We start from the raw sequence: 22,354 nt of genomic DNA, 5'->3' as shown, positions 1-22,354 counted from the left end.
TGCGAAGGGGCAAATCTAGACCCTGCCCGCCTCGGCCGCAAGCTTCTGCCAGCGCCCGGCGGTCATCTGCCAACGCACCCAGCCGGGCTCGCCCGTCCTATCTTCGAACCGCAGGTGGCGCATCAGTCCCGCGGCCGCGCCGTGACCGGTGCGATGCCGGGTCCAGACCGCCTCCAGTCCGCCCGGGCACAGCACCTGCGGCAGCAAGGCGGCAAGCGCCTCCCGGGCAACGCCGCGCGCGCGCCCTGCGCCGCCCAGCAACAGGCCTGTCTCGGCCGTCCGGCGGTCGGCATCGGCCACCAGCGACAGCAGACCCAGCGCCACGCCGCCTTCGTCGAGCCGCCAGTACCGGGCGACCGGTGGCAAGCGCCGCATCTGACGCAATGCGGCTGCGAAGGCGCGAGCCGTTGCCGCGGGTGCGAGAGGTGCTGCGACCTGCGCCATCGTCGGCGCGTCGGCATACAGCGCCGCGAACAGCCCCGCATCGTCATCGCACAGGGGCGTCGCGCGCAGCCGGTCGGTCGTGAAGGCGTCCGGCCAGTAGACCGAGACGTCGGCCGCAGCGCCGCCAGTGGTCATTGCGCCTGCGCGCTTTCTGCCAGCGCGTGCAGCAGGTCGACGTAGGACTTTTCGACATCGGGCAACCCCGCGGCGCGAACGCCCTCCGCCGGCCGGATCAGCATGTACTCGTCCGGCCCGTGCGCGCCCCAGCCATGACCCAGACCGCCGAAGACGAACGGCAGCTCCAGCGTGCGCGTGAACTGGTAGAACGGCGCACTGCCGGCGAGCCACGGTGCGACGCGCGCCGTCGCCCCGTACTTGTTGAAGACGCCGATCGCGGCCTGCACCAGCGGCGTGTCGGCGGCGGTCGACGCCGCCGGATAGCCCGACAGCGGACGCAGCACGATGTCCTCGAAGCCGCCCGCGTCCAGATGGGCGCGGATCATGGCGTAGGCGGCGTCGGGTTCGAGCCCGGGCGGCAGCCGCGAGTCGAGCTTGGCCGTCGCGACATGCGGCAGGATGGTCTTCATGCCCTCGCCCGTGTAGCCACTCCAGATGCCGTCGACATTGAGCGTCGGCTCCCAGAGGTTCCGCACGATCGCCTGTCGCCCGGTCAGCCCGTCGACCCAGCGCTCCACACCCAGCGAGCGCTGCAGCGCCGCATCGTCGACATCCGCGGCCAGCGTGTTGACCAGGGTCTGCTCGGCCTCGGTCGGCGGCCGTACGGCCTCGTAGTAGCCGGGGATCCGCACCGTATTGCCGTCGTCCGAGGTCAGCGAAGCGATCGCCTGCACCAGACGCAGCGCAGGCGCATCCACCAGCGATTTGAACGAGCCGTGGATCTCCGATCGCATGGGCCCGCCATGCGCGCCGCCGCGCGCCTCCAGCTCGAAATAGATGATTCCCTTCACGCCCAGATTGAGCTGCGCATCGCCGGTCGCGCTCTGGATCAGCATCGGGAAGAACGCACCGTCGGCCTGACGCAGGCGGTCCCGCCACGGCGCCAGCACTGCGCCGAAGTTCGGCGAGCCCAGCTCTTCCTCGCCTTCGGCGACGACGTAGAGATTGACCGGCAGCGTGCCGTCGACGGCCAGCATGGACGCCATCGCATTGAGAAACGCGCGCTGCGGCCCCTTCTGGTTCATCGCGCCGCGTGCCATCAGCACAGTGCCGAACTCGTGCTCGACGAGTTCACCGGCGAACGGATCCTCGATCCGCCAGTTCGGCTCGACCGGCTGCACGTCGTACATCATGTAGACCACCAGCGTGGTCGGCGCGCCCGCGTCGTAATACCCGAGCACGCCGGGATGGCCCGGCGTCTCGACCAGTCGCACTTCCTGGAACCCGAGCGTCCGCAGGTCGTCGGCAAGCAGCGCCGCCATCGCGTCGATACCGTCGTTCTCGGCACTGATCGAACGCTGGCGCACCCAGCGCTGCAACTGCGCGACGTGCGCGTCCTGCTGCGCGTCGATGTGCGCATAGACCGCATCGTGCCGGCCCGCATAGGCCGGCACCGCGGCCGAATCGAATCGGGCGTCCGTGGTGAACGGATAGACGGGGCGTTCGGCCTGCGCCGATCCGATCGTCAGCAGCAGGGGACACAGCAGCAGAGCAGCAGTCGACAGGCGCATCCGTGGCACTCCCGGGTCAGTTCACCCGATCATGCCCGCGACCTTCGCGCGAGGAAACCGTGTCCTGCATCGGCCAGGGCTGACGCCTCAACCGCCCCGGGCGCGAAGCACTATTTCCACGTCCGCCAGCGACAGCCCACGCGCGCGCAGCAGGACGATCAGGTGGTACAGCAGGTCCGCGCTTTCGCCGAGCAGTTCGTCGTCTCCCTGCACGACACCAGCGAGCGCGGCCTCGACGCCCTCTTCGCCGACCTTCTGCGCGATGCGGCGGATGCCGCCATCGAACAGGCGGGTGGTGTAGCTGCCCTCGGGGCGCTCACGCTCGCGGGTCCCGATCAACGCGTCGAGTTCGGCGAGGACGCCGGCCGGCGCGGTCGGAAAGCAACTCGGACGCTGCAGATGGCAGGTCGGTCCGCGCGGCGTGGCCAGCACCAGCAACGTGTCGGCGTCGCAGTCGGCTTCCATCGATACGAGTTCGAGGGTGTGCCCGGACTGCTCGCCCTTGGTCCACAGGCGCTGTTTGCTGCGGCTGAAGAAGGTGACCTGCCCCAGTCGCAGGGTTTCGGCGTAAGCGGCGCGATCCATGTAGCCGAGCATCAGCACGCGCAGCGTGGCGGAGTCCTGGACGACGGCAGGCAGCAGACCGTCGCCCTTGTCCCAGTCCAGCGTGTCGACGTCCGGCGCGGATGGGGTGGCGGTCGATGTCATGTGCGGCGGACCTCGATGTGCTGCGCGGCAAGCGCGCGCTTGAGCTCTGGGATGGCGATGCGACCGCTGTGGAACACGGTGGCCGCGAGCGCGCCGTCGACGTCCGCCTGCAGAAACGCATCGGCGAAATGCGCGATCTCGCCAGCACCGCCCGAGGCGATCAGCGGCACCGTGCACACGGCACGGGCGGCGGCCAGCTGCTCGAGATCGTAGCCGGTGCGTACGCCGTCCTTGTCCATGCAGTTGAGGACGACCTCGCCCGCCCCAAGGCGCACGGCCTCGGCGATCCAGTCGAGCGTGCGGATCGGCAGTTCGCGGGTGCGGTCGGGGTCACCGGTGTAGCTGCGCACGCGCCATTCGCCGTCGGTTTCGCGGATCGAATCGATGCCGACGACCACGCACTGCACGCCGAAGGCTTCGGCCAGTTCGGAGATCAGCGCGGGACGCTCCAGCGCCGGCGTGTTGATCGAAATCTTGTCGGCGCCGGCATGCAGCACCGCGCGCGCCGTGTCGACATCGCGGATGCCGCCGGCGACGCAGAACGGAATGTCGATCAGCCGCGAGACGCGTTCCACCCAGCCGCGATCGACCGAGCGGCCCTGCGGACTGGCCGAGATGTCGTAGAACACCAGCTCGTCGGCGCCTTCGTCGCGATAGCGCAGCGCGAGGTCGACGATGTCGCCCATGTCGACGTGATCGCGGAAGCGCACGCCCTTGACCACGCGGCCCTCGCGCACGTCGAGGCAGGGAATGATGCGGCGGCTCAGCATGCGAGCGCCTCGGCGACGCCCAGGCGCCCTTCGAGCAGCGCACGGCCGAGCACGATGCCGCCGCAGCCCTGGGCCTTGGCCGCGCGCACGTCGGCGAGCTCGCGCACGCCACCGGACGCCTGCACGTCGAGCGTCGGCACCAGCGCCTTGAGGTGCGCGTAGAGATCGAGATTGGGACCCGACAGCATGCCGTCGCGGGCGATGTCGGTGCTCAGCAGATGGCGCAGGCCGCCCTGCGCGTAGCGCACCGCGAGCACGTCGAGCGTGGCGTCGGCGGTCTCGGTCCAGCCATGCACCGGGAGATGCCAGACGCCGTCGCGACCCTGGCGGGTGTCGAGCGCGACGGTGATGCGATCGACGCCGAAGGTCTCGATCCATTGCAGCACCTGCGCCGGCTCGCGGACCGCCAATGAGCCGACCACGACACGTTCGGCGCCTGCATCGAGGATGCGGCGCACGTCGTCTTCGGTGCGCACGCCACCACCGGTCTGCACGCGCAGGCCGGTATCTGCGCGGATGCGCGCCAGCAGCGGCGCCAGCGTGTAGCCGCCCTCGCGCGCGGCATCGAGATCGACCAGATGCAGCCACTCGGCACCTGCGTCGGCATAGGCCTCGATCTGCACCAGCGGATCGTCGCCGTAGCGTGTTTCCTGCGCGTAATCGCCCTGCGCGAGGCGCACGACGCGGCCGTGTCGGATGTCGATCGCGGGATAGACGGTGAATGCCATGACTCAGGCCTCGAACGCAGGGGACAGGAAATTGCGCAGCACGCGCGCGCCGACAGCGGCGGACCGCTCGGGGTGGAATTGAGTGCCCGCGATGTGGCCGCGACGCACGGCGGCCGCGAACGCCTGACCGTGATCACCCGCCAGCACACAGTCATCGGTGACCGGCGCGGCGAAGCTGTGGACGAAGTAGGCCTGCGCACCGTCGACCCCTTCGACCAGCGCATCGGACCGCGTTGCGCGCAACGTGCTCCAGCCCATATGCGGCACCCGCAGTCCCGGACCGCCGCGCAGGCGCGACACGCGGCCCGGCAGCAGACCGAGACCGGCGACCTCGCCCTCTTCCGACGAATCGAACAGCAGCTGCATGCCGACGCAGATGCCGAGCAGCGGACGGTCCAGCGTGCGCAGCACGTCGACCAGATCGAGCTGCTGCAACCGCGCCATGACCTGCGCCGCCGTGCCGACACCGGGCAGGATCACCCGGTCCGCAGCGCGGATGCTGGCGGCATCGGTGACCAGCGCCGCGTCGATGTCGAGACGCTCGAATGCGTAGCGCACCGAACCCGTGTTGGCACCGCCGGCTTCGACGATTACGACGCGCATGGGTTTTCCTTCGAAGTTCGGCGATCTTTCGCGCGCACCTCAACTACCGTCATTCCCGCGAAGGCGGGAATCCAGGGACTTTGCTGTCGGCTCATGAAGAACATCGCGCGCAGCGACTTCCTGAAAGGAAGGCGCTGGATTCCCGCCTTCGCGGGAATGACGGGCTCAAGCTTCATCGCGTCCAAACCTCATCACAACGTCCCCTTCGTACTCGGCAGCGCATCGCCACTGCGTCGCACGGCCTGACCAAGCGCGCGGGCGAAGGCCTTGAAGCAGGCTTCGACCTTGTGGTGATCGTTGTCGCCTTCGACCTTGATGTTGAGGTTCAGCGCTGCCGAATCGCAGACTGACCGGAAGAAATGCTCGACCAGTTCGGTGGGCATGTCGCCGACGCGTTCGCGCACGAAGCTGCCCTTGAAGACGAGATACGGCCGGCCGCCGAAGTCAAGCGCGGCGCTCGCCAGCGTTTCGTCCATCGGCAAGGTGAAGCCGTAACGCGCGATTCCGCGCTTGTCGCCGAGCGCTTCGCGCAGCGCCTGGCCCAACGCAATGCCGGTGTCTTCGATCGTGTGGTGTTCGTCGATCTGCAGATCGCCCTCGGCCTGCACCACCAGCGCAATGCCGGCGTGCTTGCCGATTTGGTCGAGCATGTGGTCGAAGAACGGCAGGCCGGTCGACACGCGTGCATCGGCCGCGGCATCGAGATCGAGCTCGACGCGGATGCGGGTTTCTTTCGTGTTGCGGACCACGGTCGCGCGACGCGGCGCATCGCACAGTTCATGCGCGATGCCGGCCCAGTCCCACTCGCCGCCGAACTGCGCGGTGCGCAGCTTGAAGCCGCGGATGCCCAGATTCTCCGCGAACTGGATGTCGGTATCGCGGTCGCCGACCATCGCCGAGGCGTCGAGATCGATGCCGCGGTCGCGCAGATAGTGCATCACCAGACCGAGCGCCGGCTTGCGGGTCGGCGCGTTGTCTGCCGGCCAGCTGCGGTCGACCAGCACTTCGCGGAACACGATGCCCTGGCTTTCGAAGATGCCCAGCATCAGATCGTTCGGGCCGTCGAACGTGGCCTGCGGATAGCCCTCGGTGCCGAGACCATCCTGATTGGTGACGATGACGAATTCGAAGCCGGCGTCGCGCAGGCGCAGCATCGCCGGAATCACGCCGGGCACGAAGCGCAGCTTCTCGAACGCGTCGATCTGGAAATCCGCCGGCTCCTCGATCAGGGTGCCATCGCGGTCGACGAACAGGATCTTCTTGCCGCGCGCAGTCATGCCGCGATCTCCAAAGCTTGCAGGGCGGACAGCACGCGCGCGTTCTGAGCGGGCGTGCCGAGACTGATGCGCAGCGCGTCATCGAGCTGCGGCGCGGCGCGCTGGTCGCGCACGACGATGCCAGCCGACAGCAGTGCGGCGAAGGCGCGATCGGCGTCGACGAAACGCACCAGCAGGTAGTTGCCGGCCGACGGATACACCTGGCGCACGCCCGGCGTGGTCGCCAGCGCCGCGGCCAGCGCATCGCGTTCGGTGATGGTCTCCGCGACACGCGCCTGCGTGACCTCCAGCGCCGCGGGCGACAACCCCGCCAGCGCGAGATCGGCGCACGGCGTCGGCACCGGATACGGCGCCTGGCAGCGGCGCAGCACCGCGATGAGGTCCGGATGGCCGATCGCCACACCGATCCGCGCGGCCGCCAGCGCATGCGCCTTCGACAGCGTGCGCAGCACGACGATGTTGTCGTGCGCGGCGAGCACGGTTGTGGCCGAGTCCGCGCCGGCGAATTCGATGTAGGCCTCGTCGACGACGACGACCGCCCGGCCCGCCAGCGCATCGGCAAGACCGGTCACGTCGGACAGCGGCACCAGCCCGCCGGTCGGATTCGACGGCGAGCAGAGAAACACGAGCCGGGCCGAGCGCGCGAGCGCCGCTGTGCGAACCCCTTCAACGTCGATCGTGAATCCATCCATGCCATCGACCAGCGGCACTTCGACGAAGTCGGCGCCCTGCAACCGCGCGCTGACCGCGTACATGCCGAACACCGGCGGCGTCGCCAGCACGGCATCGCGGCCGGGTACGCACAGGGCACGCACCAGCAGATCGATCGCCTCGTCGCTGCCCCGCCCGATCAGCAGCTGCCCGACATCGACGCCATACAGCTCGGCCAGCCGCGCCTGCAGTTCGGGCGGCTGCGGCGACGGATACCGCCGGCAGCGGCCGTCGGCATCGCCCGGATTCGACAGCGGCGCCTCGTTGGCGTTGAGCCAGACGTCGCCTTCGAGCCGCTGCGTGCGCGCGGACGCGTAGCCGGCGAAATCGCGCAGGTCTTCGCGGACCAGATCGCGCACGCCGCTCATGCCGACGCCTTCGTGATGCGCAGCGCGACCGCGTTCGCATGCGCGTCCAGACCCTCGGCGCGCGCCATGGTCACCGCGTCAGGGCCGATCGCGCGGATGCCGGCAGCGTTCGCCGACTGCACGCTGACCGTGTTCTGGAAGCTCGACACGCTCACCCCGCTCCAGGCGCGCGCCGCGCCGCCGGTGGGCAGCACGTGGTTGGTGCCGCTGCAGTAGTCGCCGAGCGCTTCGGGTGTCCAGTCGCCGAGGAACACCGAGCCGGCGACCTCTACCTTGTCGAGCCAGGTGCGCGGGCTGCGCAGCGCAAGAATCAGGTGCTCGGGCGCGTAGCGGTTGCTGATGGCGAACGCGGTATCGAGCGTGTCCACGAGCAGCAGACGCGAGCGCGCCATCGCCTGGCGCGTAATCGCCGCGCGCGGCAAGGCCGCCAGTTGCGTGGAGAGTTCTGCGCGCACTTTTTCCAGCAGCGCATCGTCGTCGGACAGCAGCAGGACCTGCGAATCCGGACCGTGTTCGGCCTGCGACAGCAGATCGGCGGCGACGAACGCGGCGTCCGCGCCGGCATCGGCGATCACCAGCACTTCCGATGGACCGGCCGGCATGTCGATCGCGACCGTGCCCGACTGCGCGACCTGCTGCTTGGCTTCGGTGACGAAGCTGTTGCCGGGCCCGAACAGCTTGTCGCAGGCCGGCACGCGCGCAGTACCGAAGGCCATCGCGGCGATCGCCTGCGCGCCGCCCAGCTTGAACACGCGGTGCACGCCGGTGAGTCTCGCGGCGACAAGAACAGCCGGGTCAGCGCTGCCATCGGCACGCGGCGGCGTGCACAGCACCACTTCCCGGCACCCTGCCAGGCGCGCGGGCACGCCGAGCATCAGTGCGGTCGACGGCAGCGGTGCGGTGCCGGCGGGCACGTACAGGCCGACGCGCGGTATCGGCCGCACGATGCGCGCGCAGTTGACGCCGTCGGCGGTGTCGACGTTGTAGCCCGAGGTCATGCCGGCCGCGTGGAAACGTTCGATGCGCGCGGCGGCATTGATCATCGCCTGACGCAACTCCGCCGGCACTGCAGCCTCGGCCGCTGCAAATTCCTCGACGTCGACTTCGAAGTCCTCGAGCACGACACGATCGAAGCGTTCGGTCAGTTCGCGCAAGGCGTCATCGCCGCGCGTGCGCACATCGTCGAGCACGTCGGCGACCGCGCTGCGCGTCTGCGCGGCCACAGCTTGCGTGGGCCGGCGCAGCAGTTCGGTACGCGCATCGGCGTCGGCGGCATCCCAGTCGACGATCGCGGGAATCGCGCCGTCGATGGACGCAGTTCTGATCGTGCTCATGCCAGCATCCGCTCCACCGGCAGCACCATCAGGCCCACGGCGCCGGCCTGCTTCAAGGCTTCGAGCCGCGGCCAGGTCATCTCGCCGTGGCAGAGCACCTGCAGCGCGACCTTGTCGCTGCCGTCGACCTGCAGCAGCGTCGGCGCTTCGGCATCGGGCAGCAGCTTGAGCAGCGCGTCCACGCCGTCGCGGCGCGACTGGAACATCACCAGCCGGCTGTCGCGCAGTCGCAGCACGCCGTCGAGACGGCGCAGCAGCAGCGACGCGAGCTCGCCGCGCACATCGGCGAACGGCGTGACCGGGCCGGCCAGCACGGCTTCGCTGGTCATCAGCGTGACCGCGGGCTTGAGCTGGTTCGCGGTCAGCGTGGCACCGCTGGAGACCAGGTCGCAGATGAAGTCGGCCTGGCCCAGACGCGGCGCGATCTCGACCGAACCAGACAGGTTGACGATCGTCGCCTGCACGCCCTGTGCGTCCAGCCACTGCTGCAGCAGGCCGGGATAGCTGGTCGCGATGCGGCTGTCCTGCAGCTGCGCCGGCCCGGTCCACTCGATGGACTCGGGAATCGCGATATCGAGACGGCAACCGCCGAAACCGAGACCGCGCACGGCTTTCGAGACCTGCGGCAAACCACGCAGCGCGCGATCGGCGCCGACCTCGTCGAGCACGTTGCGACCGACGATGCCGTAATCGCAGACGCCATCGGCGAGCAGGCCCGGGATGTCGTCGTCGCGCACCAGCAGCAGATCGACGGGCAGCGTTTCGCCGTAGCAGAACAGCTTGTCGCGGCTCTCGCGCCAGGACAGACCACAGGACGCCAGCAGCGCTCGCGCCGGCTCGCTCAGGCGACCGGACTTCTGGATGGCGATGCGCAGGCGATCGCGCGTGGCGCCGCCGTTCACAGGACTCATGGGGATGACCTCAGTGGGATTCGGGTGTGCGCGCCACACGGCGCGCCGCGATCGCATAGCCGCCGGCGCCGCGATCGAGCGTGCGCGCGACGCGGCCGACGGTCGTCACGCTGACGCCGGTGCGCTCGTGGATCTCGCGATACGGCACGCCCTGCTGCAGCAGCGGCACCACGCGCCAGCGATCGACCAGCGCTTCCAGCTCCGCTGGCGTGCAGAGATCGTCGAGGAACCGCGCGACCTCGTCAGCCGTCTTCAGCTGCGCGAACGCACGCGCCAGCGCCGTCAGCGAGGTGCTGGCTTCATGGTCCTGCAGGGGTTCGGGACGTTGCTTCACGGTCGCGGGTCGATGTATCAATGTAATAGCGTGCTAGTACATTACGCCGATTCCGGCCTAAGTCAATCCGTCGTCGCCAAGCGACACCCAACATGCTCCAATCGGGCGACTGCACCAGCGAAGGATCGCCATGTATCGAACAGCGTTCGTCCTCAGCCTCGCCCTGCTTCTGGCCGCGCCCGCAAGGACTGCCGGCAAGGATGCCGCTGCCCCCCACTTCACGACCGCCGCGGCATTCGAGCAATGGCTCGCACACAACGCCTCACCTCTGGATCGGATGCCGCCTTACGCACGTGCGCTTTTTCTGGACTCGTTGGGTTTCGGACCGCGAGGGCTGAATACCTTGCCGGTAGATATCCTGCTCGCCGAATTGACCAGCGAGGAAGCGTCTGCAGTCCAACGTCTGCTGCTGGAAGACACATTTCCTTTCCACGGTCTCGCTCCGGATGAGGCCGTGCGCCTGCGCGCAGCGCGCGTCGATGGCCGACTGGCTGCGCCGAGCAACGAGGTGCTCGATGCGTATCGCGACTGGCAGGACGCTTCGCTGCAGAGTCCGCCGGATGACCGGGTCGCAGCGACCATCGACCGGCTGATCGCGCGCGAGGTCGCGTCCGAGCGGGACAACGGCGAGGATCTGCGCCTGCTGCATCGCGCGGCCGTGCATCGCGCAGCCGTGGTTCCGGACAGCACCCGCATCGACGGTGCCGTCGCCCTGCACGCCCGCCTGCAGACGCGTGGCCTCGCGATGCGCAACGACCATCGCGATTTGCAGCAGGCGCTGCTGCGCAGCGGCCGCATCGAACAGGCCCAAGTCTTCACTGCGAGTCTTCCGGATGCGGGACTTGCGCCGGTCCCGACGCTCGATACCTCGCGGCCGCTGTCCGAAGGTGCAGTCGGCATCTGGACCATCGAAGCCGACGACGCCCCCGTGCCGACGCTGCGGTTGGATGCGATCGACCTCAGCACCCACATCGTTGTCGTGTCCTCGCCGGGCTGCGGCTTCAGCAACGCAGCGGCCGCCGCGATTCCCGGTGACGCCGAAATCGGCCCGGTGTTCGCGCAACACGCGACGTGGTTGATCGCGCCGACCGCGATCGCCGAGGCCGCCGTGCTGCGCGGCTGGAACCGGCGCCATCCCGCCACACCGATCCACATCGCCGCCGACGCCACGCAGTGGCCGATGGACTTCGACACCACGCCGCAGTTTCTGGTGTTCCGCGACGGCGCGCTGATCGAACGCTTCGGGCGCTGGCAACGCGACGGTAGCGATCGCGATGCGCTGCACGCGATGCTGGTGCGCGCCGGATTGCTGCGTTCCACCGGTCCTGCCCCCGCCCCGGGCGAAAATTCGCGTTGAGCTTCGGGACATAGGTGATTCATGCGCGAACGATTGCAGGCACTGCTCGATGCGGGACGCGACGATGCGCTGCTGCGCTTCGGGCTGGGCAATGCCTGTCTGCAGGCGGGCGACGTGGACGCGGCGGCGACACATCTTGCAGCCGCGACGCGGCACGATCCGGACTATTCGGCCGCGTGGAAGCTGCTCGGCAAGGCGCTGCTGGCACTGGGGCGCGAAGGCGAAGCCGAAGCGGCGTGGCGCGCGGGACTGGAAGCTGCGGCGCGGCGCGGCGACGTGCAGTCGTCGAAGGAGATGACGGTGTTTCTTCGGCGGATCGAGCGCGGGCGGAAGGCGGACGTTTGAGCCGGATGCCCGCCGCGCCGCCAAGGCCACGCTGGATCCCGGTCCGACGCTCACCGGCGTTGCTGCCGGCATGGCCTGTGGGAGCGCGCTTGCGCGCGATGGGCCTGCCCGGCAAACCCGCATCGCGCGCAAGCGCGCTCCCACACGAGATGGCGGCGTGTCAGTCGATGCGCTTGCGCGCGTGCATCGCCATCCACGCCAGGGCCACGCCAGACAGGGCGCCGACCGACGACATGAACACCCGGGCGGCGAGGAAGTTCGGATCGTGGATCTTCTGCAGTGCGATGCGCGCGTAGACCGGCGATTCGAGCCGCACCACGCCCATATAGAACAGGTGCCAGGCGTCGATGCCGGTCGCGATTGCTAAGGCGACTAGGCTGCCCCAACCGATCGCGTGCCCATGCGCCCAGCGGCTGCGCGCGCCAAGCCAATGGAACATGAGGTAACAGACCGCGCCGACGACCAGCGCGATCAGCGCCGCCTCCAGCACGCCCAGCCAGCCGAAATGCAGCGCGAGGTTCAAGCGGCCGGGCCGGCGGATTGCACGCGCCAGCGCGGCAACACGCCGAGCAGTGCGCCTTCGGACACCAGCTTCACCGCGGCGGCGACTTCTCCGTCGAGCGCGCGGTCGCGATCGAGGAACGGGATCGCCTCGCGCACGATGGCGTGCGCCGCGGCGACGATCTCACCGGGATGGAAGGGCTCGCAGGCAGCGAGTTCGGCGCGCAGCGCTTCGACTTCGTCGACGAAGGCGCCGCGGGTCGGCCGATCAGAGGCGGGACCGCCCTGCACCTTCGCCGCCAGCGCTTCCGCATCACCGCGTCGCGCGAGATCGCGTGCGGCGTTGATCATGTCGACCCGCAGATCGAGCGCCTGCGCGGCGGTGTAGATCTCCAGCGCAAGCACCTTGCCCAGATCTTCGGCCATCGACAGCACGTGGCGCGCTTCGTTGGTGCCCATCGACACATGGTCTTCGGCATTCGCGCTGGTGGGGATCGAGTAGACGCTGGCCGGATGCGCGCGCGTGGCGAGATCGTTGACGATCGCCGCCGCCGTGTACTGCACGATCATGTAGCCCGACTCGGTCGCATCCTCGTTGCCGATCAGGAAGCCCGGCAGACCATCGTTCGTCGCCGGATCGACCAGCTTGTTGAGACGACGTTCGGAGATCGACGCCAGCACCGGAATCGCGGCCTTGACGTAGCTCATCGCCAGCGCGAGCGGCATGCCGTGGAAATGGCCGGCGGAAATGACCTTCTCCTCGACGTGCTCGGCCTCGCGATCAGGGAACACCAGCGGGTTGTCGGTGACCGCATTGAGTTCGATCTCGAACACGCGCTTGCCCTGCTCGATCGCATCGCGCACCGCGCCGTGCACCTGCGGAATGCAGCGCAGCGAATAGCTGTCCTGCGGCTGATGCTTCTTGCCGCCGCGGAACGGACGGAACCGCGTGTAGAACTTCTCGCGGCCATGGCGCTGGTCGCTCGGCACCCAGTCCCAGCCGATGTCGAAGCGCAGCGCCTGCGCCTCGGCGGTGTCCCAGCTGGTCGGCAGCCACGGGCGGAAGCGCGGCACGAGGTGATAGGGACTGTCGGCGAGCGTGGAGCCGGCGAGCAGCTCGCGCAGATGCGCGGCGACTTCGACCTGGCCCGGATGCGGGCGCAATGCGTGCACGTCCGGATCGAAGGCGCCCAGGCGACCGGCGAAGGCGTCGATCGTCATCGCCGCGGCGAGATCGGCGGTGTCGAGCAGCGCGTCGAGCTTCTGCAGCGCGAGCACGCCGGTGGCGAGCATCTGCGCGGTGCCGTTGTTGAGCGCCAGACCTTCCTTGTACGAGAGCGTGACCGGCGTGAGACCCGCGCGCTTCAGCGCCGTAGCACCCGGCATCCGCTCGCCGTCGACGAAGGCCTCGCCCCCGCCCAGCAGCACGATCCCCAGATGCGACAGCGGCGCGAGATCGCCCGACGCACCGACCGACCCCAGCGCCGGCACCACCGGCACGATGCCGGAATTGAGCAGCGCGGCCAGCGCCTGCAGCGTCTGCACGCGGATGCCCGAATGACCCTTGAGCAGCGTGTTGATGCGGATGCACAGCATCGCGCGCACCACGTCCGCGGACAGCGGTTCACCGACGCAGACCGCGTGGGTCACGATCAGATTGACCTGCAGTTCCTCGTGCAGCGAGCGGCCCGAGGGCGTCGCGCCCGGCAGATCGTCGCGCAGCGGACGCGCACCGAGCAGTCGGTCGGCATTGCTGCCGAAGCCGGTCGACACGCCGTAGATCGGTTCCTCGCGGCGCACCTGCTCGGCGAGGAAATCGGCGGCGCGGGCGACGCCCTTCAGCGCGTCGTCGTCGAGCGCCACCGGCGCACCGTGCGCGACCATGACCAGCTGCGCGCGGGTGAGCGAGCGGCCGTCGAGGCGGATGGATTTCATCGGGTGGACTCCAAGCAGGTCACCGTCGTGGTGACGTGGGCGGCCGGACATTCGCCGAAGAAGCTGCCGCGGGTGCCGAGTTGGGAGGTGACGGTATCGTCGAGGCGATGACCGCCAGGACAGCGGCGTTCGGCCTCGGCCGCGATACCGGCCAGCACCTCGGACGCATCGCCGGACGTCGCGCACTGGACGCTCTCGACGTGATAGACGCCGGACGTGACCCGCTTGAAGCGGGTCGAGAACGGCGAGCAGGCAGCCAGCGACAGGATGATCAGCAGCGACAGGGCCGCAGCCCCGATCGACCGCAGCTTCATCGCATCGCCTGCCACTGCTCGCGTTCGACCAGCAGCGTGCGCGGCAGATCGTCGTCGGCGACTTCGAACTGTTCGCCGCGGCGCAGATCCTTGACCGCGACGACGCCCTTTGCGGCTTCGTCCTCGCCGCGGATCACGACGAAGCGGATGCCGGCGCGGTCGGCGTACTGCAACTGCTTGGCGAGCTTGCGCGGTTCGAGCTGGGTTTCGACATTGAGCCCGCTGCTGCGCAGCCGCTGCGACAGCGCGAGCGCGTCGGGCAGCGAGGCATCGTCGAGCAGCGTGACCAGCACGTCGACCGAACTGTCGGCGGTGGCGACGAGTCCCGCTTCGCGCAGCTGCCAGAACAGGCGCGTCAGGCCGATCGAGATGCCGACACCCGGCAGCTTCGACTTGGTGTAGTGGCTGGCGAGGTTGTCGTAGCGGCCGCCCGAACAGATCGAACCGATCTGCGGATGCGCATCGAGAATCGTCTCGTAGACCATGCCGGTGTAGTAATCGAGACCGCGCGCGATCGACAGGTTCAACGCGTAGCGCGATTCCGGCACGCCGAGCGCACGCAGCTGGTTGAGCAGGTCGCGCAGTTCATTGCGGCCCTCTTCGAACAGCCCGGTGCCGGCGCCGAGCGCATCGAGCTTGGCCAGCGCATCGTCGTGGCCGGTCGAGCGCACGCGCGAGAACGCGAGCAGGCGCTCGGCGACCTCATCGGACAGGCCGAAATCCTCACCGGTCAGCGTCGCGCGCACCGCGTCCTCGCCCCGCTTGTCGAGCTTGTCGATCTCGCGCAGCACGGTCATCTGCCGCGTGTCGTCGATGCCCTGCCCTTCGAAATAGCCGCGCAGCAGCTTGCGATGGTTGAGCTGGATCGTGAACTCGCCGATGTCGAGCGCGGCGAACACCGCGCTGATCACCGCCGGCACTTCGGCGTCGTAACGCGGCGACAGCGAATCCTTGCCGATCACGTCGATGTCGCACTGGTAGAACTCGCGGAAGCGACCGCGCTGCGCGCGTTCGCCGCGGTAGACGCGCTGCATCTGGTAGCGGCGGAACGGAAATGCGAGGTCGTGCTCGTGCTCAGCGACGTAGCGCGCCAGCGGCACGGTGAGGTCGAAGCGCAGCGCGAGTTCCGGCAGGCCTTCGGCGGCTTTTTCGAGCGCGCCGGTCGACTGCACGAAATACACCTGACGCTCGGTCTCGCCGCCCGACTTGGTCAGCAGCGTGTCCGACAGCTCGAACACCGGCGTCTCGATCGGCAGGAAGCCGAAGCCCTCGAACGTGCGGCGGATCGTATCCAGCATGCGCTGGAAGGCGATCTGGTCGCGGGGCAACAGTTCCATGACGCCGGGCGGGGTCCGGGGCTTGATCATGCGGGCAGGCTCTTCGGTGATGCGGATAGAGGCGGACATTCTAATGCGTCCCCGTGCTGCGCATTCCCCTGTAGGAGCGCGCTGGCGCGCGATGGGGGCTTTACCCGTACAGATCCATCGCGCGCCAGCGCGCTCCTGCAGGGTGAGCGCTCACGCGCAACGGTGTTCCGGCTAGATCTCGCGCGCAAGCGCGCGCCTACACAGAAGCCGTTTGCGCGCGCGGGACGTCGTGCAGGCGCCCATCGCGCAGCCACAGATGCCGGTCGACAAGACCGGGCGGCAGCGTGCCGTGGGTGATCAGCAGCAGGCTGCGGTCGCCGAGCAGCGCCGGCAGTTCGAGCAGCAGTGCATCGGCGGTGTCCTGGTCGAGGCCTTCGGTGGGTTCGTCCAGCACCACCAGCCGCGCACCGCGCAGCAGCGCGCGGGCCAGCGCGAGGCGCCGGGCCTGACCCGACGACATGGTGACGCCCGCCTCGCCCACCCAGGCATCCAGACCGCCGATGCGCTCGGCCCAGCCGCGCAGGCGCACCTGCGCCAGGGCGTCCCACAGCCGGGCATCGTCGGCATCCGGCGCGCCCAGTGCCAGGTTGTCGCGGATCCGGCCGGCGAACACCGGCGCGTTCTGCGGCAGCCAGCCGATGCGCGCGAACCAGTCCTGCGCGCGCATCGCCTCCAGTGCGACCCCGCCGTAGGCGAGCGTGCCCGCGTCCGGGTCGGCGCTGCGCAGCAGCAGCGCGGTCAGCGTCGACTTGCCCGCGCCGCTGTCGCCGCTGATGGCGATCCGCTCGCCCGGCGCGATGCACAGATCCAGGCTGCGCAGCACCGGACGGCCGCCCGGTGTCCAGGCGAAGTCCACACCGTCGAACACCAGCGCACCGGTCGCCGGCACCGCAGATGGCGTCTCCGGATCGACCACCGCAGGTTCCGCGCCGGCCACGGCATCGAGGCGCGCGATCGACGCCCGCGCGGCCGTCAGCGCCTGCCACGCGAGCCCGGCGCCGGCCCAGGCCTCGAACAGGCCGATCGAAACGAAGAACAGCGCGGCCGCGTGCGCCGGCGGCAGACTGCCGGCAACAGCCGCGGAGACCGCGATCCACGCGACCGCGAGCAGGCCGCCGGCGGTGACCAGGCCATGCCAGAGACCGCCATCGGCAAGCTGACGACGCCGGGCCCGTTCGAAGCCGGCGACCTCGCGGCCGTCCGCCTCCACACGCGCCAGCCAGCCGGCTTCAGCGCCCAGTGCGGCGAGATCGGCGTGGCCTTCATAGAGCTCATGCAGGCGCGCGCGCAGGCCGGCGCGACGCCGCGCGCGTTCGGTTTCCTCGGCCGCACGCCCGCGGGCGACGATCCAGGGCACGCCGACGCCGCTCGCCAGGGCGACCAGCGCGAGCACCGCGCCGGTCGGCGGGTGCAGCCAGGTGGCGACGCCGATACCGAGCAGGCCCACCGATGCCAGCGTCAGCAGCGGACCGGTCGCGCGCAGCAGCAGGCCATCCACCGCGTCGATGTCGCCCATCAGACGGGCGAGCAGATCGCCGGTGCGCAGCCGGCCCAGCTGGCCGGGCGTGAGCCGCAATGCGCGGGCGAAGAACCAGCTGCGCAGGTCGCGGGCGATGCGCAGCATCGCGTCGTGGCCGACCAGCTTCTCGAAATAGCGCGACACGATGCGCGCCAGGGTCAGGCCGCGGATGCCGGCCGACGGTGTGAAGAAGTTGAAGCTGCCCAGCGTGCCGAAGGTCAGCGCCGCCGCGGTCAGGAAGCCGCCCGAAACGCCAAGCAGGCCGATACCGGCCACCAGCGTCGTCGCCAGCAGCGCGATCGCCAGCAGCACGCGGCGGCGGTGCCGGCGCAGCAGCATGCGGGTGCTGCCGGGCGTGGACTGCATCGACGGCGTCATGGCAGCGCCTCCGGCGCAGGCACGTGCCAGACGGTGCCGGCCCAGCGCATCACCGCCTCGCTGTGGGTGGCGACGACGACGGTGCAGTCGGGCAGATGCGTGTCGAGGGCGGCGAGCAGATCGGCCTCGGTCTGCGGATCGAGGAACGCGGTGGGCTCGTCCAGCAGCAGCAGGCCAGGCCGGCGCAGGAGCGCGCGGGCCAGCGCGACACGCCGGGCTTCGCCACCGGACAGGCCGAAACCGCGTTCGCCGATCATCGTGTCGAGACCGTCGGGCAGACGCTCGGCGAAGCGCAGCACCTGGGCGACACGCGCGGCGGTGTCCAGTTCCGCTGCGGTCGCGTCCGGCGCGCCGATGCGCAGGTTGTCGGCGATGCTGCCGTGGAACAGCCACGGGCGCTGCCCGGCGAGGGCAATGCGCGTGTCCGGCGGCAGCACGATGCGTCCCTGCTCGGGCGTGAGCCAGCCGGCCAGCGCATCGAGCAGCGTGCTCTTGCCCGATCCGCTGGGGCCCACCAGCGCCAGGCGCGCACCGGCCGGCACCGCCAGTGAGACGCCCTGCAGCACCGGCGCCGGTGCGCCCGGATGGCGCAAAGTCACGTCCTCGAGCTCGACCGCAGGCGCCGACCCGCCAGGCGCATCGACGGTAGGCGTCGCGACGTCGATCGCCGGCAGCGTGCCGAAGGTGGATTCGATCTCGGCGACCGCGGCCAGCGCATTGGCGCGGTCGTGGTAATGCGCGGCCAGGCGTCGCAGCGGCGCGTAGAACTCGGGCGCCAGCAGCAGGCAGAACAGACCGGTCGACAGCGACAGCGGCGTACCGCGCAGATCCAGCATGCCGAGATAGCTGAAACCGAAATACACCGCGATCACCGCAACGCTGACCGACGCAAAGAATTCCAGCACCGCCGACGACAGGAACGCGATCCGCAGCACGCGCATGCTGCGCTCGCGGATGGTCTCGGTCGCCTCGCCCACCTGGGCCTGTTCGGCATCGCCCTGGCCGTAGACGCGGATCAGATCCAGCCCGCGCAGACGATCGGTGAAGTGCGCACCGGCACGTGCCAGCGCCGCCAGCTGGCGCCGGCCCGCGGTCTCGGCGCCCATGCCGATCAGCATCATGAAGATGGGCGCCAGCGGCGCGGTCAGCAGCAGCACCAGTCCGACGATCCAGTCGGCGGCGAACACCGCTACCAGCAGGACCACGGGCACGCAGGCCACTTCGGCGCGCGCCATCAGATAGCCACCAAAATACGGCGCGGTCGCATCGACATGGCCGGTCGACATGGCGACCAGTTCGCCGCTGCGCTGGCCACGCAGCCACACCGGTCCCCGCGCGATCGCCGCGCGGGCAAGGCCCGTGCGCATGCGCTCCAGCGTGCCTTCGACCACATCCGCCGACGCCCGCTGGCCGATCCAGCCCAGCAGCACGCGCAGCAGCAGCGCCGCGCCGAGCACGGCCAGCGGCCGAGGCAACGCCTCGATACCGCCGCCCGAGAACAGCACCGCATCGAACGCCCAGGCGATGGCCGCGGCCTGCGGAATCCACAGCCAGCCCGCGAACACCTGGCAGGCCAGCGCGACGCGGTGACGCGCCTGCACCGGTGCGAGTTGCGCATCGAGCCAGCGCGAGCGGAGGCGTCGCTGTGGAATCATGGAATCGGGAGGCATCCTGCTGCGGGAACGGCGCGTCACCTCTTCCGGCCTGACAGCGCGCCGGGTATTATCGCAGTCCGCCGCGCACACGACGCGGTCGCCATCCACTTTGATGCCGACCTGCACGTGATCGACACGAACCTCTTGCCCTCGGGCGGAGTGCATCGGTAGAATGCGCGGCTCACCTGTCGGGGTGTAGCTCAGTCTGGTAGAGCGCTACGTTCGGGACGTAGAGGTCGCAGGTTCGAATCCTGTCTCCCCGACCAATCTGGTGAAATCGAAACCGGCCTTGCGGCCGGTTTTTCGTTTTCCGGGCCGTGCCCCGCTCGCGGCCACGCGAGCGCCTGCCATGGACCCCCTGCCCGCCGCCTCCCGCCCGTCGTCCACGCTGGTGCGTGTGCTGGTGCTGCTCGGCATTGCACTGTCGGCATTCAATCTGCGCACCGCGGTGACGTCGCTGACGCCGCTGCTGGATCTGCTCGGCGACCGCTTCGGTTTCGGATCGACCACCGCCGGCGTGCTGGGCATGCTGCCGACGGCTGCGTTCGCGGTGTTCGGTGTTGCGACGCCGATGCTGGCGCGTCGCATCGGCATCGAACGCACCGCACTGCTGGCGATGCTGCTCGCCGCCGCCGGCCTCGCCCTCCGCGCGCAGGCCAACGGCGTCGGCGTGCTGATGGCCGGTTCGATCGTCGCGCTGGCCGGCATGGGCATCGGCAACGTCGTACTGCCGCCCCTGGTCAAACGCTATTTCCCCGAACGCGTCGGCGCGGTCAGCACGCTGTACATCACCGTGCTGCAGCTGGGCACGATGCTGCCCGCACTGCTCGCCGTGCCGCTGGCCGAGGCCGCCGGCTGGCGGGTCGCGCTGGGTGCGTGGACGCTGACTGCGGTTGCGGCGGCATTGCCGTGGATCGGCCTGCTGGTGCTGGCACGTCGCGGCGGCCTGGCCGTGGACGCCGCGTCGGCGGCCCTGCCCGGGCTGCCCATCGCCGCGGCGGGTCGCGCCTGGCGCTCGCCGGTGGCCTGGGGCATGGCGCTGATGTTCGGCACCACGTCGCTGATCACCTACGCGATGTTCACCTGGCTGCCGACCCTGCTCACCGAAGCCGGCGCCTCGCCCGCGTTCGGCGGCACGATGGTGGCGCTGTTCTCCGCGCTGGGCCTGGTCGGCGCGCTGGGCATGCCGTCGATCGCGGTGCGCATGCGCAATCCGTTTCCGATCGTGGTGCTGTGCGCCATCTGTTACGTCACCGCGTTCACCGGCCTGCTGCTCGCGCCGATGGCCGCCCCGGTGCTGTGGGTCACCCTGCTCGGACTGGGCCCGGCGACGTTCCCGCTGAGCCTGACCCTGATCAACCTGCGCACGCGCTCGCCGTCGGGCTCGGCCGCGTTGTCGGGCTTCATGCAGGGCGTGGGTTACGCCTTCAGCTGCATCGGACCATTGCTGTTCGGCGTGCTGCATGCCGCGACCGATGGCTGGCACTGGCCATTCGCACTGCTGTACGCGGTGGTGGGCGTGCTGCTGATGGGCAGCTGGATGGCCTGCCAGCCGCGTGCGCTGGAAGACAGCTGGCACCCGCGGGCGCGGTGATGCGTCGCGGGTGACCGCGCGCGACGCGTCCAGGGTTGATCCACGTGGCGCTACGGCCGCATCGCGCTTCGACACCGGACGGCTACGTCCATGGATTCCCGCCTTCGCGGGAATGACGATCAAAAGCCTGCGAGTTCGCAGCCGTGTTGGATCAGGCACGGTCATTCATCGAGCGACGGCCGGTGATGACTTTCGTGAGCGGTGCGCTGGTCAGCCGGCGACCCGCGTCTGGTACCGGAAACACGAGCCCGTCGCCCCCGGTCGCCAGGACACTCGTGGACCAATGTTTCGCGCTATAGAAAAGAGCCGCGGGTATATGCGCCGCAACGTGGTCGATGGCGGAGTGCGACAGCGCGCCCTTACACCAGCACCAGATCGTCCCGGTGCACGATCGTCTCGCCGTAGCTGTAGCCGAGCGTCGCTTCGATATCACGCGAGTGCCGCCGCGCCAGCCGGCGGATGTCGTCGGCCGAATACTGGGTCACGCCGCGTGCGATCGGCTCGCGCGCGTCGCTGTCGAGCAGCACGACCGAGACCAGGTCGCCGCGTCGGAACTGCCCCTCGGCGGCCAGCACACCGCCCGGCAGCAGCGACGCGCCCTTCTCCACCATCGCGTTCGCGGCGCCACCGTCAATAAGAATCGCGCCGGCTTCCGCGGGTGCGTTCTGCAGCCAGTGCTTGCGCGCGGCCATGCGCGTGCGCAGCGGATGGATGCGCGTCCCGCGCAGGCGGTCGTGGGCGAGGCCGTCGAGCACGTCCGCGCGGCGGCCGTTGAACAGCACGGTCGCGACCCCGGCCGATGCGGCGCGCTGCGCGGCTTCGAGCTTGGTGCGCATGCCGCCGGTGCCGACGCTGCTGCCGGCGCCGCCGGCGACCGCCAGCAGGGACGCACTCATCTTCGCTACGACCGGCATCGGTCGCGCGTGCGGCTCGATGCGCGGATCGGCGTCGTAGAGACCATCGATGTCGGTGGCGATGAACAGCACGTCCGCATCGACCAGCGCGGCGACGATCGCCGCGAGATTGTCGTTGTCGCCGAGCTTGAGTTCGTCGACCGACACCGTGTCGTTCTCGTTGACCACCGGCAGCGCGCCGTGGCGCAGCAGCGCGGTCAGCGTGGCTCGGGCGTTGAGATAGCGGCGGCGGTTGCGCAGGTCGTCGTGCGTCAGCAGCACCTGCGCGACGGGGCGTTCGAAGAAGCCCTGCCAGAAGCCGGTCAACCGCGCCTGGCCAAGCGCGGCCAGCGCCTGGCGTTCGGCCATCGGCGCACCGTCTGCAGGATTCGCGTGCAGGATCGCGCGTCCGGCCGCGACAGCGCCCGACGACACCACCACGAGCTCGCGGCCGGCCGCATGGCTTGCGCGCACGAAGCCGGCCAGCGCTGCTGCGTACCGGTCCGACAGGCCGCCACCATCGGCCGCCAGCAGGCTGCTGCCGACCTTGAGCACCGCGCGCCGCCAGGGCGGCAGCGGTTGTTCGGGAAAGTCGGTGGGCGACGGCGTGTTCATCGGTG

At 69.7% G+C, this 22,354-nt stretch carries 22 protein-coding genes and 1 tRNA gene; 4 read left to right on the top strand and 19 right to left on the bottom strand.

Translation table 11 applies throughout. The annotated features are described in order from the left end of the window. Window positions 1-15 precede the first annotated feature (15 nt). From AC3A5K_RS01005 to AC3A5K_RS00950, 12 genes are all read right to left on the bottom strand, one after another. Window positions 16-579 (bottom strand): GNAT family N-acetyltransferase, encoded by a 564-nt coding sequence (locus AC3A5K_RS01005; RefSeq protein ID WP_487615649.1) that lies wholly within the window; start codon window positions 577-579, stop codon window positions 16-18. Continuing rightward, window positions 576-2,132, bottom strand: a complete 1,557-nt coding sequence (locus tag AC3A5K_RS01000; protein WP_487615648.1) for a M20/M25/M40 family metallo-hydrolase — start codon at window positions 2,130-2,132, stop codon at window positions 576-578. Before AC3A5K_RS01000 ends, AC3A5K_RS01005 begins: the two co-directional genes overlap by 4 nt. Before the next feature lie 87 nt (window positions 2,133-2,219). Further along, a complete protein-coding gene (gene hisIE, locus AC3A5K_RS00995; RefSeq protein WP_487615647.1) occupies window positions 2,220-2,840 on the bottom strand; it encodes a bifunctional phosphoribosyl-AMP cyclohydrolase/phosphoribosyl-ATP diphosphatase HisIE in 621 nt (206 codons plus the stop codon). Continuing rightward, window positions 2,837-3,610 carry an imidazole glycerol phosphate synthase subunit HisF gene (gene hisF, locus AC3A5K_RS00990; protein ID WP_487615646.1) on the bottom strand — a complete coding sequence of 258 codons (774 nt, stop codon included), beginning with the start codon at window positions 3,608-3,610 and terminating at the stop codon, window positions 2,837-2,839. The genes hisIE and hisF overlap by 4 nt, the downstream gene beginning before the upstream one ends. Then, window positions 3,604-4,338, bottom strand: a complete 735-nt coding sequence (gene hisA, locus AC3A5K_RS00985) for a 1-(5-phosphoribosyl)-5-[(5-phosphoribosylamino)methylideneamino]imidazole-4-carboxamide isomerase (RefSeq protein WP_487615645.1) — start codon at window positions 4,336-4,338, stop codon at window positions 3,604-3,606. The genes hisF and hisA overlap by 7 nt, the downstream gene beginning before the upstream one ends. Before the next feature lie 3 nt (window positions 4,339-4,341). Beyond that, a complete protein-coding gene (gene hisH, locus AC3A5K_RS00980; RefSeq protein ID WP_487615644.1) occupies window positions 4,342-4,941 on the bottom strand; it encodes an imidazole glycerol phosphate synthase subunit HisH in 600 nt (199 codons plus the stop codon). Continuing rightward, window positions 4,929-5,117 (bottom strand): hypothetical protein, encoded by a 189-nt coding sequence (locus tag AC3A5K_RS00975; protein ID WP_487615643.1) that lies wholly within the window; start codon window positions 5,115-5,117, stop codon window positions 4,929-4,931. Before AC3A5K_RS00975 ends, hisH begins: the two co-directional genes overlap by 13 nt. A 15-nt stretch (window positions 5,118-5,132) precedes the next feature. Continuing rightward, complete coding sequence (gene hisB, locus AC3A5K_RS00970) at window positions 5,133-6,218, bottom strand: bifunctional histidinol-phosphatase/imidazoleglycerol-phosphate dehydratase HisB (RefSeq protein ID WP_487615642.1); 1,086 nt, start codon at window positions 6,216-6,218, stop codon at window positions 5,133-5,135. Beyond that, a complete protein-coding gene (gene hisC, locus AC3A5K_RS00965) occupies window positions 6,215-7,297 on the bottom strand; it encodes a histidinol-phosphate transaminase (RefSeq protein ID WP_487615641.1) in 1,083 nt (360 codons plus the stop codon). Before hisC ends, hisB begins: the two co-directional genes overlap by 4 nt. Then, window positions 7,294-8,631 carry a histidinol dehydrogenase gene (hisD, locus tag AC3A5K_RS00960; RefSeq protein WP_487615640.1) on the bottom strand — a complete coding sequence of 446 codons (1,338 nt, stop codon included), beginning with the start codon at window positions 8,629-8,631 and terminating at the stop codon, window positions 7,294-7,296. The genes hisC and hisD overlap by 4 nt, the downstream gene beginning before the upstream one ends. Beyond that, entirely contained in the window at window positions 8,628-9,542 is a 915-nt protein-coding gene (gene hisG, locus AC3A5K_RS00955) for an ATP phosphoribosyltransferase (protein ID WP_487615639.1), read from the bottom strand. Before hisG ends, hisD begins: the two co-directional genes overlap by 4 nt. A 10-nt stretch (window positions 9,543-9,552) precedes the next feature. After that, window positions 9,553-9,876, bottom strand: a complete 324-nt coding sequence (locus AC3A5K_RS00950) for a YerC/YecD family TrpR-related protein (RefSeq protein ID WP_487615638.1) — start codon at window positions 9,874-9,876, stop codon at window positions 9,553-9,555. A gap of 343 nt (window positions 9,877-10,219) precedes the next feature. Between AC3A5K_RS00950 and AC3A5K_RS00945 the strand changes: the two genes are divergently transcribed. After that, window positions 10,220-11,233, top strand: a complete 1,014-nt coding sequence (locus AC3A5K_RS00945) for a hypothetical protein (protein WP_487615637.1) — start codon at window positions 10,220-10,222, stop codon at window positions 11,231-11,233. A 21-nt stretch (window positions 11,234-11,254) separates the two neighbouring features. Next, on the top strand, window positions 11,255-11,578 hold the full coding sequence (locus AC3A5K_RS00940; RefSeq protein WP_487615636.1) for a tetratricopeptide repeat protein: 324 nt from the start codon (window positions 11,255-11,257) through the stop codon (window positions 11,576-11,578). 160 nt (window positions 11,579-11,738) lie between these two features. Here AC3A5K_RS00940 and AC3A5K_RS00935 read toward each other — a convergent pair whose 3' ends face one another. The 6 genes from AC3A5K_RS00935 to cydD all read right to left on the bottom strand — a co-directional run bounded on the left by AC3A5K_RS00935 (window position 11,739) and on the right by cydD (window position 19,247). Beyond that, on the bottom strand, window positions 11,739-12,101 hold the full coding sequence (locus AC3A5K_RS00935) for a hypothetical protein (protein ID WP_487615635.1): 363 nt from the start codon (window positions 12,099-12,101) through the stop codon (window positions 11,739-11,741). Then, the gene (locus AC3A5K_RS00930; RefSeq protein ID WP_487615634.1) at window positions 12,098-14,014 is read right to left on the bottom strand and encodes an HAL/PAL/TAL family ammonia-lyase; all 1,917 of its coding nucleotides are present in this window, start codon (window positions 14,012-14,014) and stop codon (window positions 12,098-12,100) included. The genes AC3A5K_RS00935 and AC3A5K_RS00930 overlap by 4 nt, the downstream gene beginning before the upstream one ends. Next, window positions 14,011-14,328, bottom strand: coding sequence for a hypothetical protein (locus AC3A5K_RS00925; protein ID WP_487615633.1), 318 nt, complete (start codon window positions 14,326-14,328; stop codon window positions 14,011-14,013). The genes AC3A5K_RS00930 and AC3A5K_RS00925 overlap by 4 nt, the downstream gene beginning before the upstream one ends. Beyond that, window positions 14,325-15,695, bottom strand: a complete 1,371-nt coding sequence (gene hisS, locus AC3A5K_RS00920) for a histidine--tRNA ligase (RefSeq protein ID WP_487615632.1) — start codon at window positions 15,693-15,695, stop codon at window positions 14,325-14,327. The genes AC3A5K_RS00925 and hisS overlap by 4 nt, the downstream gene beginning before the upstream one ends. Window positions 15,696-15,891: 196 nt before the next feature. After that, window positions 15,892-17,580 (bottom strand): thiol reductant ABC exporter subunit CydC, encoded by a 1,689-nt coding sequence (gene cydC / locus AC3A5K_RS00915; protein ID WP_487616286.1) that lies wholly within the window; start codon window positions 17,578-17,580, stop codon window positions 15,892-15,894. Window positions 17,581-17,588: 8 nt separating this feature from the next. Further along, window positions 17,589-19,247, bottom strand: coding sequence for a thiol reductant ABC exporter subunit CydD (gene cydD / locus AC3A5K_RS00910; RefSeq protein WP_487615631.1), 1,659 nt, complete (start codon window positions 19,245-19,247; stop codon window positions 17,589-17,591). A gap of 189 nt (window positions 19,248-19,436) precedes the next feature. Here cydD and AC3A5K_RS00905 point away from each other — a divergent pair. Both AC3A5K_RS00905 and AC3A5K_RS00900 read left to right on the top strand, forming a co-directional pair. Beyond that, window positions 19,437-19,513 (top strand) — tRNA-Pro (locus tag AC3A5K_RS00905). An 83-nt stretch (window positions 19,514-19,596) separates the two neighbouring features. Next, window positions 19,597-20,841, top strand: a complete 1,245-nt coding sequence (locus AC3A5K_RS00900) for a CynX/NimT family MFS transporter (RefSeq protein WP_487615630.1) — start codon at window positions 19,597-19,599, stop codon at window positions 20,839-20,841. A 359-nt stretch (window positions 20,842-21,200) separates the two neighbouring features. Here the strand turns inward: AC3A5K_RS00900 and proB are convergent, their stop codons facing one another. After that, window positions 21,201-22,349, bottom strand: coding sequence for a glutamate 5-kinase (gene proB / locus AC3A5K_RS00895; RefSeq protein WP_487615629.1), 1,149 nt, complete (start codon window positions 22,347-22,349; stop codon window positions 21,201-21,203). Window positions 22,350-22,354 lie beyond the last annotated feature (5 nt).

The sequence above is a fragment of the Luteimonas sp. Soil_C_5 genome, from assembly GCF_057656615.1.
Note: the sequence above shows the minus strand (reverse complement) of the source record. Positions and strands in the feature narration are given on the sequence as shown.